At 61.6% G+C, this 13,450-nt stretch carries 17 protein-coding genes and 1 pseudogene; 7 read left to right on the plus strand and 11 right to left on the minus strand.

The genetic code is table 11. The annotated features are described in order from the left end of the window. Nucleotides 1-9 precede the first annotated feature (9 nt). Nucleotides 10-312 (plus strand): hypothetical protein, encoded by a 303-nt coding sequence (locus FHX10_RS26885; RefSeq protein WP_097542700.1) that lies wholly within the window; start codon nt 10-12, stop codon nt 310-312. Between the two features lie 25 nt (nt 313-337). Next, nucleotides 338-961, plus strand: coding sequence for an exopolysaccharide biosynthesis protein (locus FHX10_RS26890; RefSeq protein WP_063476710.1), 624 nt, complete (start codon nt 338-340; stop codon nt 959-961). Here the strand turns inward: FHX10_RS26890 and FHX10_RS26895 are convergent. Next, nucleotides 958-1,527, minus strand: a complete 570-nt coding sequence (locus tag FHX10_RS26895) for a TetR family transcriptional regulator (protein WP_063476662.1) — start codon at nt 1,525-1,527, stop codon at nt 958-960. The two genes, FHX10_RS26890 and FHX10_RS26895, sit on opposite strands and share 4 nt — an antisense overlap. A gap of 121 nt (nt 1,528-1,648) precedes the next feature. On the opposite strand from FHX10_RS26895, the gene FHX10_RS26900 reads away from it, so the two are divergent. Continuing rightward, nucleotides 1,649-2,563, plus strand: coding sequence for an SDR family oxidoreductase (locus tag FHX10_RS26900; RefSeq protein ID WP_097542699.1), 915 nt, complete (start codon nt 1,649-1,651; stop codon nt 2,561-2,563). Nucleotides 2,564-2,704: 141 nt separating this feature from the next. On the opposite strand, the gene FHX10_RS26905 is transcribed toward FHX10_RS26900, so the two are convergent. The 5 genes from FHX10_RS26905 to FHX10_RS26925 form a co-directional block, all read right to left on the minus strand. Next, on the minus strand, nt 2,705-3,808 hold the full coding sequence (locus FHX10_RS26905; RefSeq protein ID WP_047614325.1) for a fatty acid desaturase: 1,104 nt from the start codon (nt 3,806-3,808) through the stop codon (nt 2,705-2,707). Between the two features lie 301 nt (nt 3,809-4,109). Continuing rightward, nucleotides 4,110-4,253, minus strand: coding sequence for a hypothetical protein (locus tag FHX10_RS26910; protein ID WP_164735919.1), 144 nt, complete (start codon nt 4,251-4,253; stop codon nt 4,110-4,112). A gap of 373 nt (nt 4,254-4,626) precedes the next feature. Next, the gene (locus FHX10_RS26915) at nt 4,627-4,962 is read right to left on the minus strand and encodes a hypothetical protein (protein ID WP_047614326.1); all 336 of its coding nucleotides are present in this window, start codon (nt 4,960-4,962) and stop codon (nt 4,627-4,629) included. A 27-nt stretch (nt 4,963-4,989) separates the two neighbouring features. Next, nucleotides 4,990-5,367: a hypothetical protein gene (locus tag FHX10_RS26920; protein WP_174824448.1), complete on the minus strand. Its 378-nt coding sequence runs from the start codon at nt 5,365-5,367 to the stop codon at nt 4,990-4,992. Between the two features lie 95 nt (nt 5,368-5,462). After that, entirely contained in the window at nt 5,463-6,863 is a 1,401-nt protein-coding gene (locus tag FHX10_RS26925) for an MFS transporter (protein ID WP_097542698.1), read from the minus strand. Nucleotides 6,864-6,986: 123 nt separating this feature from the next. On the opposite strand from FHX10_RS26925, the gene FHX10_RS26930 reads away from it, so the two are divergent. After that, nucleotides 6,987-7,949, plus strand: coding sequence for a LysR family transcriptional regulator (locus FHX10_RS26930; RefSeq protein ID WP_047614329.1), 963 nt, complete (start codon nt 6,987-6,989; stop codon nt 7,947-7,949). A gap of 41 nt (nt 7,950-7,990) precedes the next feature. On the opposite strand, the pseudogene FHX10_RS26935 reads toward FHX10_RS26930, so the two are convergent. After that, nucleotides 7,991-8,854 (minus strand): annotated as a pseudogene (locus tag FHX10_RS26935) (LysR substrate-binding domain-containing protein). Between the two features lie 131 nt (nt 8,855-8,985). Here FHX10_RS26935 and FHX10_RS26940 point away from each other — a divergent pair. Continuing rightward, nucleotides 8,986-9,372: an ectoine synthase gene (locus FHX10_RS26940; protein WP_097542695.1), complete on the plus strand. Its 387-nt coding sequence runs from the start codon at nt 8,986-8,988 to the stop codon at nt 9,370-9,372. A 50-nt stretch (nt 9,373-9,422) separates the two neighbouring features. Here the strand turns inward: FHX10_RS26940 and FHX10_RS26945 are convergent, their stop codons facing one another. The 4 genes from FHX10_RS26945 to FHX10_RS26960 all read right to left on the minus strand — a co-directional run bounded on the left by FHX10_RS26945 (nt 9,423) and on the right by FHX10_RS26960 (nt 10,934). Further along, nucleotides 9,423-9,803, minus strand: a complete 381-nt coding sequence (locus tag FHX10_RS26945; RefSeq protein WP_097542694.1) for a VOC family protein — start codon at nt 9,801-9,803, stop codon at nt 9,423-9,425. 236 nt (nt 9,804-10,039) lie between these two features. Then, nucleotides 10,040-10,351 (minus strand): hypothetical protein, encoded by a 312-nt coding sequence (locus FHX10_RS26950; RefSeq protein WP_097623209.1) that lies wholly within the window; start codon nt 10,349-10,351, stop codon nt 10,040-10,042. Further along, on the minus strand, nt 10,348-10,674 hold the full coding sequence (locus tag FHX10_RS26955; protein WP_097542692.1) for a hypothetical protein: 327 nt from the start codon (nt 10,672-10,674) through the stop codon (nt 10,348-10,350). The genes FHX10_RS26950 and FHX10_RS26955 overlap by 4 nt, the downstream gene beginning before the upstream one ends. Beyond that, entirely contained in the window at nt 10,671-10,934 is a 264-nt protein-coding gene (locus FHX10_RS26960; protein WP_097542691.1) for a hypothetical protein, read from the minus strand. The genes FHX10_RS26955 and FHX10_RS26960 overlap by 4 nt, the downstream gene beginning before the upstream one ends. A 501-nt stretch (nt 10,935-11,435) precedes the next feature. On the opposite strand from FHX10_RS26960, the gene groES reads away from it, so the two are divergent. Together groES and groL are read left to right on the plus strand one after the other, a co-directional pair. After that, on the plus strand, nt 11,436-11,753 hold the full coding sequence (gene groES / locus FHX10_RS26965; protein ID WP_047614337.1) for a co-chaperone GroES: 318 nt from the start codon (nt 11,436-11,438) through the stop codon (nt 11,751-11,753). A 47-nt stretch (nt 11,754-11,800) separates the two neighbouring features. Then, nucleotides 11,801-13,435 (plus strand): chaperonin GroEL, encoded by a 1,635-nt coding sequence (gene groL, locus FHX10_RS26970; protein ID WP_184390618.1) that lies wholly within the window; start codon nt 11,801-11,803, stop codon nt 13,433-13,435. The last annotated feature ends 15 nt before the right edge of the window (nt 13,436-13,450 follow it).

The raw sequence follows: 13,450 nt of genomic DNA on the forward strand, positions 1-13,450 counted from the left end.
GAACCGGATATGATTTCGGATTTCATCGGCTGGATTTTTGCCCTCCTCGTCGTCGGTCCGCTGCAGGCTGAGATACAGGAGCAGGCTGAGCGCGCCCGGCTTCCCGTGGAGATCGTCCGCCAGTCCCGGGCCTGCCTGACATCCCAGGGGGCGCAGCTCATCGAGCGCGCCGCCGGCGACTACGGCTGGGCGGCGGCCACAGTCGTCAGCATAGCGATCGGCCATACCGCGCCGGCAGAACTTCTCGACGGCAGCGACCCACAATGCGCAGCCCTTGCCAGCGCCCTGAAGGGAGCCGGCGAGGGTGCGTGACCGCGACCAGCTGAAAATGGACCGTGTGATTGATCACGACGGAAATAGACGACCGCGCGGTGTGGCCACCGCGCGGCTTCGGGAGATGCTGGAACTCGCTCGGGCGAAAGGCGGACTCTCCATCGGCGAGGCTCTGGAGGCGATGGGCCCGACCAGCATCGCCTTCACCATCCTGTTCCTGGCAATCCCGGCTCTAACCCCGATCCCCGGGCCGTTCGGAATGGTTTTCGGCACCGCGCTTGCGCTGGTCTCCCTCCAGATCGTCGCGGGTGGCCGGAAGGTCTGGTTGCCCGCTATCATCAGGGATCGCCGGGTTTCGTCCGTGGCACTTGATCTTATCGTGGGTCACGCGGTCCCGGTGATCGCCCGGGTGGAAAAGCTCGTGCGCGCCGGCCGGCTGCAGGCCCTCACCGGCCGGACCGTGCAGGCGCTTCTTGGCATTCCTGTCTTTCTGCTCGCCGTCGTGATCGCGCTGCCGATCCCCTTCGGCAATATTCTGCCGGTGTTGTCGCTGGTGGTGCTCGCCGTCGCCCTGATGGAGCGGGATGGTCTCGTCACCCTGATCGGACTGCTGCTCACATCGGCGACGATCGTCGCGACCGCCGCCTTGCTTTATTTTATCAAGGCGATGATCTTCACGGCCTCCTAGGCTGAATGGACAGGTACCGCGCCGAGGAAACGCCGCAACTCCGTCTCGACATAGGCAGCCACCGGCCCTTCGGCGCCAAAACCCCACCAGAGCAGCGAACCCTGCCATTGCGACAGCATCAGCCGGGCGATCGTCTCCGGCGCCTTCGCCGATCCGAAACATTGCGCGATATCAGCCATCAGCGCTGTTCCCCAGGCAGCACCCCGGGCGCGCAGCACCGGATCGCGGAAATCCTCGCGAAGCACCAGCAGTCCTTCGCCATAGGCGGCGGCGTCGTCCCCGTAGTCCTGCGACAGGCCGACGAGCAACGCGACGGCGCCGTCCGGGGTTTTCGGCACGGTCCCGGCAAGTCGCGCCGTTTCCGCGTCAAGCCTGTCCCAGGCATAAAGCAATGCTGCGCGCAGCATCGCCGCCTTCGTTGCGAAACGCTGCACCAGCGTCGAGCCGGAAAGGCCGCTTGCTTTCGCCACCGCCGCAAAGGTCGCCGCATCCGGCCCCTGTGCCTGGATCAGCGCAAGCACCATGGCGAGAAGCTGTTCATCGGAAACTGTGCGGCGGCGCGGCATGAAATTCCTCTCGCATTCATGTTGAATGTAAACGATCATTCGTTTATATACAACCAACCCCGGAAACCCGGGGCGCTTTCCATTTCGGCGTGAGAGCCGTTTTAGCGTGGAGGATGGAGAAGTGACAGCGAACTTGCGGGAGAAAGTGGCGTTGGTGGCGGGAGCTACGCGCGGCGCCGGCCGGGGCATTGCGATGGAGCTCGGCGCCGCCGGCGCCACCGTCTATGTCACCGGGCGTACGACACGCGCGCAGCAATCCGAATATATGAGACCGGAGACGATCGAGGAGACGGCCGAGCTGGTGACCGCTGCCGGCGGCAGGGGCATTGCCGTGCAGGTGGACCACCTCGTCAATCAACAGGTCGAGGCGCTGGTCGCCCGCATTCGCGAGGAAGCCGGCCGGCTCGATATTCTCGTCAACGACATCTGGGGCTGCGAGAAGCTGTTCGAATGGGACAAATCAGTCTGGGAGCATTCGCTGGACAAGGGCCTGCACATGCTGAGGCTCGGCATCGAAACACATCTGATTACCGCCCACTACGCGCTGCCGCTGATGATCGAGCGGCCGGGTGGACTGCTGGTGGAAGTAACCGACGGAACGGCCGAATACAACGCCACGCATTACCGGCTTTCGCCCTTCTACGATCTCGTCAAGACAGGCGTCACCCGCATGGCCTGGGCGCATGCGCAGGATCTGGCGAAACACGGCGCCACCGCCGTGTCGATCACACCCGGCTGGCTGCGCTCCGAAATGATGCTGGATGCCTACGGTGTGCGCGAGGAGAACTGGCGCGATGCGACGAAGATACAGCCGCATTTCGCCATTTCCGAAACCCCGCGTTTCCTCGGCCGCGCCGTTGCGGCGATTGCCGCCGATCCCGACCGCGGCCGCTGGAACGGCCAGTCGCTATCGAGTGGCGGCGTGGCGAAGACCTACGGCTTCGACGACATCGACGGTTCGCGGCCGGATTGCTGGCGCTACCTGGTGGAAGTGCAGGAGCCGGGCAGACCGGCGGATGTGACGGGTTATCGCTAAAGCGAAACTGCGCGGGGTTTTGCGTCCGCAAAAGCCCGACCGATTCCAGGGAAACCGTCAACCGGTTTCCCTGGATTTTCGTATAAACAAAAGGTCAGAGCGGTCTACGCTTCAAAACCGGAACCGCTCAGAGCCCGCCGGTTATCTTGCTGCGGCGAGCCGGGCTGCGTCGCGAAACGACACCAGCCGCTTCGCCTGTTCGTCCCACAGCACCAGTTTGACGCAGCGCAGACTGTCCATCAGCGTGATGCGGCCGATATCGGCAAGCTCAGGATGGTCTCGCAGCACCTCCGGCAGCCGGTAGTAGGGCACCCGGCTCGACAGATGATGCACGTGGTGGATGCCGATATTGCCGGTGATCCAGCGCAGCACCGGCGGCAGGTCGTAATGCGAGGCACCGTGCAGGGCCGCATGCTGGAACTGCCAGTCCGGCTTCTTCGACCAATGTGTTTCCTCGAACTGGTGCTGGACGTAGAACAGCCAGACGCCGGCAGCGCCGGCCAGAAGCACGATCGGCAGATGCACCAGCAGAAAGGGGACGATCCCGACTGCCCAGATCAGCAGTGCGGCGGCTGCTGCGATGGCAAGATTGGTCGCCATGGTCGAGATCCAGGGCAGGGCGCCGGAGCGCATCATGCCGAAAGGCAGGCGCTGCTTGATGAGAAACAGCCATGCCGGTCCAATGCCGAACATCACGATCGGGTGCCGGTAGAGCCGGTAGCCGATCCGGCCCCAGCGCGACAGCGCGTTGTATTCGGCAATCGTCAGCGTCTCGATGTCGCCAACGCCGCGCTCGTCCAGGTTCCCGGCCGAGGCGTGGTGTTCTGCGTGCGCCCGGCGCCAATAGTCGTAAGGCGTCAACGTCAGGATGCCGATCGTGCGTCCAACCCAGTCGTCGACGCCGCGACGGGCGAAAAACGAGCCGTGGCCGCAATCATGCTGGATCATGAACAGCCGGAGCAGGAAAGCGGCGGCGGGAACGACGAGGATGAGACCTGGCCAGAAGCTGTAATGAACCGCCGCCCATGCGGCGGCCCAGAACAGCGCGAAGGGGACGACCGTGACGGCAAGCTCGAAGGCGCTGCGTCCGGCCCGTGGCTGGCGATATTGGGCAAGGATCTTCAACCAGCCCTTCTCGGTGAAAAGGGCGGTTTGATCTTCGGATCGCTTCGGGTTTTCGTCAGGCTCGCCCGAAGGGGCAACCCGGATTTCCTCGCACTCGCTGCGGCGCGCAGATTCGATCACAGAATAGCGCCGTGAAAGGCAGCGACAGTCGAAAAGCCGAGTGCAATCACCACGGCTGAGCGAATGAGGAATAGCGGATAGTCGAAGCGGTACATGGTATGAAGAGGGGTCATTTTGTGTGGCACCTTCCGTTTTCTTTAAAACACGTTCATGCGTGATCCCGTCACGCCAGAGCGCGGCGTGCCCGAAAGGGCACGCTGTGACTTTGAATCTGCGCATAATCCTTCCGCAAATCGGTCTTGATTTGCGCTGTTATGCGCCATCGATGATGAGAGCCCCGTCCAGGGCTCGAGACGAGCCCCTATTTTTTTGGAGCACTGCCCTGCGGGGCGGCTTTGGTCGCCGTCTTCATCTGGTTGGCGAATGTGCTTTCCACTTTCGCAGCTTGCTTGTCCTTTTTTGGCTTCCGGACCTCGCGATTGCTTCTTACCTGTCCTTTTGCCATGGATGAGTCTCCCTTTGGATCGACATTAAAAACCGCGGCCTGCGTGGTATTCGCCCCGCTTGTCGGTCGCGACTGGAGATCGCGGGATCGTCATGAGGGGCAACCCGACAACACCGGGCCGCAGGGATGGAATGAAAATGATGCCTGCTGAAACCGCATCGCAGTCTGGAGGCGGATGACCGGAGAGGTCACCGAAAGCCAAACCCGACGTTGAGACGGGACGTCACCATGCTTTCGCGATCGGGAAAATGGCGGGGCCGGAAAACCGGTCACCGCAAATGCCGCATCGGCCAAATCAGCGAGCCCTCTTCATAGAATAAAATTGAGGTGCCATTAAGGCCATCGCCGCAGGAAAGCCATATTTCCACAGGGCTTATTCATTTAATGGAAACAGCCGGATCAGCTTCGTTCTTTCCATCTCGGCCAGGCCTGATGCCGACATGATGCCGCGAGCCAAACAGAGTTCGATATCCCGCCCGATATCGAGTGGCACCCGCATGCCGCCGGCCTTGAGAAGGCGGTCGGTCATCGACAGAAGCAGATCCACTTTCGCCTGGCAGCCGTCGATCTCAAGGAGCGCCACCCGGCGCTCCTTGTCGATGTCTGCAAGATCCTTGTCCTGCTGCCGTTGCTGGTAAGCTCCGAATTGCACCCATCCGAAATAGGCGGCCGCTGCGACTGAGATACAAAGCAAGAGGGTTTTCCGCACAATAATCCTTCGGAGCCGGGCGGCTGGCTAGCCGGCGGCACGTCTTTCGCGGGGCAATCCCTGTATCGCATATCGGTTACAGACAGGAGTTACCACTTTCGGCGGGGCCTTCGGCTTGCCGAAATGGTGTTCGAGCGCCCGTGAGAGCATGGCCGGCGAGGTGACGCCCTCTTGGAACAGCCTGATCAGCAGGATGGCCGCGACGTTGAAAACCCGTTCGTCATCGATCAGGATTCTGGCGTCGTAGCCGGCGTCGTCGAGCACGCCCTGAAGCATGTCGAGATCGGACGAGGTCAGATGCGGCTTTTCTGAGGTGGAAGACATCGGTCCTCCTTTCGTCGGGGCGAGGGTATAAAAACCCTCAGTCGGCAGCGCCCGTGCGATGGCTGCCGAAGGCGGGACCATGCGCCTTTCGCTGAGGCAACGCAACGGGAATCTTGCTGCGGATATCGCACCGGTTGATAGGCAGCCCGCACCGGTCAGGGTGCGGGCCGAGATGGTTATTCCGCCGCCTGATAGCTGGGTCTCCGGGCGGCCGATGTCCGCGGACCGGCGGCTGCAAGCAGGGTGATGGCGATGGCAAGCAACGCCACGAAGGCGATGCCGGCGACATAAGGGTCCCAGCCGAAATGCGGCGCGGCGCCGAAGACCGCCGAGGCGGCCGCAAGCACGATGCCGCCGCCGATCTGGAAGGAGGCAAAGAGCAGTCCCGAGGCGAGTCCAGCCTTGTCGTCCTCCACATCGGAAAGGGCCGCGACCTGCACCGAGGGGTAGGTCAGGGCGTAACCGAGGCCGAGCGGGATCTGCGAGAACAGAACGAGCAGGATCGGGTCGACATGTCCGAGCGCGGTCACCCAGAAGATGTAGCTGAAGGCTTGCAGGCCGACACCCACCGCCATCAGCCCGGTGGCGCCGCGATTTTGCGCGAGTGTGGCAAAACGTGGCGCCAGGAACATCACGAAGACGCCGCCAAGCGCAAAGCAGAAGCCGGTGGTGAAGGCCGACCAGCCTATGGCGTTCTGATAGTAGAGCGTCGCCAGGAACTGGAAGCCGACATAGGCGCCCTGGAAGAGGGCGGCAATCGCATTGGCATGCCGAAGCTTGGCCCGACGGAACATGCCGAGCGGCACCATCGGATCGGCATGGCGCGCTTCGACCGCGAGGAAGAGCAGGATCAGCACCAGCGACGCGATGAGCGAGCCCCAGGTCGGGAAGGCCTGCCAGCCCGCTGCCGCAGCGTTGGTGATCCCGAAGACGAAGAGCAAGAGCCCGGGTGTGATGGTCAGCGCGCCGGCCCAGTCGAAGGCCGGCCGCGGTCCGGTTCTTTTCGGGTCGGCCGGCAGCACCAGCGGCGCAAGAAGGAGCGTCAGGATGGCGACCGGCGCGCCCATGACGAGCGTCGCCCGCCAGCTGAAGATCGTCGCAGCACCGCCGATCACCATGCCGAGCACGAAGCCGGCGGCGCCGGTGGAGGAGAAGACGCCGAGCGCTTTTGCCCGCGCCGTTCCCTCGCCGAAGACGGAGAGCAGCAGCGCCAGGGCGGCCGGCGCGGTGAAGGCGGCGGCAATGCCCTTGATCAACCGGGCGGCGATCAGTGTCGGGCCGCTGTCGACGAAGCCGCCGGCGATGCTGGCGGTGGCAAAAATTGCCAGCGACCAGAGGAAGACGCGGCGATGGCCGAAGACGTCGGCGACCCGGCCGCCGAGCAGCAGGAAGCCGCCATAGCCGAGCACATAGGCGCTGACGGCCCACTGCAGCGAGGTCGCCTCCATGCCGAGTTCGGCCTGGATGGCAGGCAGCGCGACGCCGATGGTGGAGACATCCATGGCGTCGAGAAAATTGGCGGCGCAGAGCAGCAGCAATGCCAGCCCTGCCCCGTTTCGCGATTTGGAAAGAGTCATCGAAATCGTTCCTTCTTTGCTGCCGCCTCATCGGGGGAGGTTGCCGGGCGGCAGGGAACGAGAAAATGTACAGCTTCCTTTCCTATTGCAAATTGATAGTAGCCATGCCAGGTATTACTGGTGATGATGAATGATGCCACTCTTCGCAAGATCGACCTCAATCTGCTGCTGGCCTTTTCGGTGCTGATGCAGGAGCGCAATGTCAGCCGCGCCGCAGAGCGGCTGCTGCTTGGCCAGCCCGGTCTTTCGGCCGCTTTGCGGCGCCTGCGCGAGGCACTGGATGACGAATTGTTCGTGCGCGTCGGCCGCGGCCTGCAGCCGACGCCGCGGGCCCTTTCCATCGCCCCGGCGATCGAGGATGCGCTGTCGGGCATCGAGCGTGCCATCCGCCCGCAGGCCGAATTCGATCCGGCCAGCTGGCAGGGCGAGTTCCGCATCGGCATGTGCGACAATCTTGAATCGGCCTTCTTCGGCCCGCTTGCCGCCCGTCTTCTCCAGCTCTCACCCGGCGCCCGGCTGATCGGCATCGCTTCCGACAAACGCGATGCCGCGCGCCGGCTGGACGAGGGCGTCTTCGACTTCAGCGTCTCGGTGCACGAAGAGCCGGCCTCCTGGCACATCCGCGCGCCGCTGTTCGATCAGGCCTCGATCTGCATCTACGATGAAGCCCAGCTCCGGCTGAAGGCGCCGTTGAGCCTCAAGGATTTCGCCAATGTCGCCCATGTCACCGTTTCGTTCGAAGGCAATGCCGCGACCAGCATCGATAGCGCGCTGAGCCGCACTGGCCACGTCAGGCAGGTGGTGGCGACGGTGCCGCGTTTTTCCGCCTTGCCGACGGCGCTCAGGGCCATGCCGGCCATCGCCACGGTGCCAGAATCGATCGGTCGCTGCATGGCGCAATTGCATGGGCTGACGATCTGCCAGCCGCCGCTTTCCCTGCCGGCCGATCCCGTGACCATGCTCTATCGCCGCGTCGACCAGGCGGACGGCCGGGCGCGCTGGTTCCGCGGCCTGTTCCTTGACGTCGCCAGCGTGGCGCTCGAAGCCTCCGGCTGCCGCGTATCGATATCGAGAGCTGCGGCTTGACTCAGGGGTGATTGCATCGAGATTGTCGCCCCGGCCGCCGTCTATTCAATGACCGATTTGAACCACGTACAGAAGGCTGAAATTGATTTTTGGGGGGAAGCCCTGCAGATCAGAAAATAGCTCTCCTATGCGAGAATCGCGATGTCCGAGAGCACGATCAGGTCGCCATTCTCGATTTCGCGGCGGCATAACTCGACCGGGCAAAGTGCCACGCCATGACCGGCAATGGCGGCGGTTGCGAGCAAATTGAAGTCTTGAAACACCGGCCCCCTTAGCGTTGGCGTCAACGGCACGCCCGCCTTGTCGAGCCACTGCGCCCAATGCGCTGTGGTCTCGTCGTGGAGCAGGTCTGCCGTTGCGATCTGTGTCGCGTGGTCGATGCTGCCCTTTCTTTCAAGATAGCGCGGACTGGCGACAGGTTGAGTGGCGCGGGAGAAAAGCTGGTGGCAAACGACGCCTTCGAAGGTGTCGGCGCCAAGCGTAATCAGTACATCGCAGCCGGTTTCACGCAGACGCTGTTCGGCCATGGCGTAGACCACCTTTATTGTGACATCCGGATGCTTCGCCAGGAAATCGCTGAGCGATGGTATCAGCCATCGCGTCGCGATGGACGGGATGCAGCCGACGGTGATCTCGGATCTCGTCCTGAGCTTCAATAATTCCGCTTCTGCGGAAATTCTTTCAAGACTGCTCGATAGGGTTTCGGCAAAGCTTTTGGCCTCGGGTGCGAGCCGCACGCCGCGTTTTTCACGCAGAAACAAGGCACGTCCGAACCATTCCTCCAAATGACGGATCTGATGGCTGATCGCGGCATGCGTGACGCGCAATTCGTCGCCGGCGCGTGAGAAACTTGAAAGACGCGCTGCCGCTTCGAAGGCTCTCAATGCGCCGAATGGAAGTGTCATCTGTAAGTTTTCCTCAGCTATCCGATAGAAATCATCATTTGTCTGAATATGGAGATCACCAGTATGGCTGAAGGAAGCGGATCTGAACAGTATCGCTGACGTGTCAAATTTTCTTACACCAGGAGAGCGGAATGTACGTGCGCAGCCTGAAGGATGTCGAAGCAACCGACTATTTTGTGGAATGGGGCAATGGGACGAGCCACCGTTTGCTGACGGAAAAGGACGGGATGGGTTTTACCGTTTGTCATACGATCGTGCGCGCCAACACCGTTTCGCTTCTCGAATACCGCCAGCATCTCGAAGCCTGCTATTGCATCGCCGGCGAGGGCGAGGTGGAGGATATGGACGGCACCGTCTTTCCGATCCGTCAAGGCGATATCTATGTGCTCGACAAGCATGACAGGCATCTGCTGCGCGGCGGCCGTGACCAGGATATGATCCTCGTCAGCGTCTTCAATCCGCCGCTCGAGGGATCCGAGCGCCATAATCTGAACGACCCCTCGGGATCGGCTTATTGAAATCAGCCTATAAGGGAAAGTGCGCGGTTTTCTGACGGTCAGTCGGCCTGTTACAGCTCGCCTTTATGAAAATAGGCTTCGAGCCGGTAGCCGTCCGGGTCGATGATGAAGGCGGCGTAATAGAATTGTCCGTAATCCGGCCGGATCCCCGGTTCGCCATTATCCGTGCCGCCGGAGGCGACGGCCGCCGCGTGAAAGGCATCGACCGCAGCCTCGTTCGGGGCGACGAAGCAGAAATGCAGCCCGGATCGCAGATCGGCAACAACGGGGTGTTCGACCTGCATCACCCAGAGGCCGACCCTTTCCGGGCCGTAGCCGATCATCGCGTCGGAATTGGACAGCCGCTCATATCCGAGCGGCGCCAGCGCCGCGTCGTAGAAACGGCGGGCTCTTTCGATGTCCTTTACGCCGATGGAGACATGATCGAACATGGACGCAAACTCCCTGACTTCCCTTGGTCTCCGAAGGACGGCTCATCCCTCAAGATGGCACGACGCCAACATCTTTCAACCGCGATCCGAAGTCAACGAAAGGGCGTCGTTCAAAAATGCTGGCGATCCGCTCGAGCGTCCTGGCAAAGAAATCGGCGCGCCGAATTACCGCTGTTCAGCGCAAGCCCTGCGACGCTGTCACGTGATTTAGGGGAGGGCGGAGTAGGGTCCGGATCCTAGCGCCACGGATGAGCCGGCGGGGTGTCACGAGCGATCTGCGCAGCGTCGGATAGCCTGAGCCATTCCTTCCGGTATCCGATGTTGAGAAGATTGAAGGACAACATGTCTCTCCCGGCCTGCGAACGGCTCGCGCCGGTCACGGCATGGTCCGCGTGCGTCGGAACGCTCGCGTGGTAGACGGTCCACGAACGGGCGGGTTCGACCCGGCGGTCGCGTCCAATGTCCATGGCGTAGTGGCCGGCCGCGCCGCCCTTGTTGTTGCCGACAGCAAAGGCGTTCGGTCTTCCTTCGTCTTCATGGCTGTTCACGATGTCAACCTTCCGTCATTCGGGCCGTGGCCAAACGTTGTCTCGATCAGTGTTGCGCCGCTGCCGGGCGATAGGTTTACCGGCTCCAGGCTGTCTTCCGTCGTGACCCGCTCGTGACGTTCGTCGTCGCTGCGAATGCGGTATTGCAGCAGATTGCCTCTCGGAGGCAGCGTGGCGGTAATGCGGTATGTGTCGGGGAGCTTGGAAGGCACGATCAGGAACCCGTCCTTCAACCGGACGGTCTGCCCAACCTTGAAGATATGTGTTGCTGGCTCGCGTCGGACCGAACGTCCATTGCGTTGCGGGGTGCGCGTAGCGGTCATGACGGTTTGTGGTCCTTTTCGAGCGCGGTTTCGAGATCTGACGGATGGATAGGCATCATCTGCAGTGTCGAACTCTGTGCGGCGATCGCCGGCAGGTGGATGAAGGCGCCGATCCGTCGCCAGGCAAGCCTGGAAACGCCATCGATCAATTCCTCGTCATAGTCGACGCGATATTCCCCGGCTGGCTGTGCTCTGTCGAAACCTGGCAGGCGGAAAGGAGATGAAAAGTGGACGACGGTTTGTGTGGTGCGACTTGTCATGACTGAAGCCTCCGCAGGAAACACCGATGCATTTCCTGTATCGTTGAGATCCGAACCGGACGAACTCGACGCTGCCGGTACATCCGCGGTCAGCGCCAAGCTCATTCCGGATCGAATACGCGAAATGCACGCCGGAACGACGTCATATATTCGCTATCGAGAATTCGGTGGTGTATGGCGGGTCGTAGGTCTCTGACACCGCGAAGCCAAGTCGGCCAAATCGACGAGGCTTATCGTTACGCCTGGATTACGTTTAAATCAAGATAAATTCGGATTTATCTATAAAAAACGCCAAATTAACTCCGTGGTCACGTAAATAAAATAGAGCGTGATGGCTCAAGAAATTCTATTCAATTCCTAATTATTACAAAACATCCCGCCGAAATGATTTCCTGATTTTTCATGCGTGAATAATATTTCTTGGCACTCCTATCAATGGAGTGCCACGGGTGCTATTTATGTGTTGCAGCCGCCATACGCGCCGGCAGCAGAAAGACCTCTATGAAATTCCGTTCACTTCACGACCGCGTCGTCATTCGACGTGCGGAAGGCGATGTCAAATCCAAGGGCGGGATCATCATTCCAGACGCCGCCAAGGAAAAGCCGCAGGAAGGCGACGTGGTCGCAGTCGGCCCGGGCCTGCGCGACAGCAACGGTAATCTGATCCCGCTCGACGTTAAGGTCGGTGATCGCATTCTGTTCGGAAAATGGTCGGGGGCAGAGGTCACGATCGAGGGCGAGATCCTTCTGATCATGAAGGAGACCGACATCATGGGCATCGTCGAAAAGATCGGAGTGGCCTCTCAAAAGGCCGCCTGATCGATCGCATTCCGATCCGTATCTCAAGACCGAACTGGACCAATATCATGTCTGCCAAGGAAATCAGATTCTCCACCGATGCGCGCGATCGCCTGCTGCGCGGCGTCGAATTGCTCAACAACGCCGTCAAGGTCACGCTTGGCCCCAAGGGCCGCAACGTCGTCATCGACAAGGCCTATGGCGCACCGCGCATCACCAAGGACGGCGTCACTGTCGCCAAGGAAGTCGAGCTCGCCGACAAGTTCGAGAACATGGGCGCGCAAATGGTGCGTGAGGTAGCGTCGAAGACCAATGATCTTGCCGGCGACGGCACGACGACGGCGACGGTGCTTGCGGCCTCCATCTTTCGTGAAGGCGCAAAGCTCGTCGCTGCCGGCATGAATCCCATGGATCTCAGGCGCGGCATCGATCTCGGCGTCGTTGCGGTGGTCAAGGAGATCCAGGCGCGGGCGAGGAAGGTCAAATCGTCAGGCGAGATCGCCCAGGTCGGCACCATTGCCGCCAATGGCGACGTCAGCGTCGGCGAGATGATCGCCAAGGCGATGGACAAGGTCGGCAATGAGGGCGTCATCACCGTTGAGGAGGCGCGCACCGCCGAGACCGAACTCGACGTCGTCGAGGGCATGCAGTTCGACCGTGGCTACCTCTCACCCTATTTCGTTACCAATGCCGAGAAGATGCGCGTGGAACTGGAGGAACCCTATATCCTCCTGCACGAGAAGAAACTCGGCAGCCTGCAGGCGATGCTGCCAATCCTGGAAGCCGTCGTGCAGACCGGTAAACCGCTTCTGCTCATCTCCGAGGATGTCGAAGGCGAGGCGTTGGCGACGCTGGTCGTCAACAAGCTGCGCGGCGGCCTGAAGGTCGCGGCCGTCAAGGCGCCGGGCTTCGGCGACCGCCGCAAGGCCATGCTGGAAGATATTGCCGTGCTGACATCAGGCCAGATGATTTCCGAGGATCTCGGCATCAAGCTCGAAAACGTCACGCTCGATATGCTCGGCCGCGCCAAGCGCGTGCTGATCGAGAAGGAGAGCACCACGATCATCGACGGTTCCGGCGAGAAAGCCGCCATCCAGGCGCGCATCCAGCAGATCAAGGCGCAGATCGAGGAGACCACCTCCGCCTACGACAAGGAAAAGCTGCAGGAACGCCTGGCGAAACTGGCCGGCGGCGTCGCAGTCATCCGTGTCGGCGGTGCGACCGAGACGGAGGTCAAGGAAAAGAAGGACCGCATCGACGACGCGCTGAACGCGACCCGTGCGGCGGTCGAAGAGGGCATCGTGCCGGGCGGCGGCGTGGCACTGTTGCGCGCGAAGTCGGCGCTGACGGGTTTGACCGGCGACAACGCCGACGTGACGGCCGGCATCTCGATCGTGCTCAGGGCGCTTGAAGCCCCGATCCGGCAGATCGCCGACAATGCCGGGTTCGAAGGCTCCATCGTCGTCGGAAAACTCGCCGGCAGCAATGATCACAATCAGGGCTTCGACGCACAGACGGAGACCTATGTTGATATGATCGAGGCCGGCATCGTCGATCCGGCCAAGGTCGTACGCACCGCTCTGCAGGACGCCGGCTCGATTGCGGCGCTTCTGATCACCGCCGAGGTGATGATCGCCGACATTCCCGCAAGAGACTCTGCCCCGGCAGCCGGAAATGGCGGCATGGGCGATATGGGATACTGAGGCCAGCCTGAACCG

It is taken from the genome of Rhizobium sp. BK591, assembly GCF_014195045.1.
GTDB classification, from domain to species: domain Bacteria; phylum Pseudomonadota; class Alphaproteobacteria; order Rhizobiales; family Rhizobiaceae; genus Rhizobium; species Rhizobium anhuiense.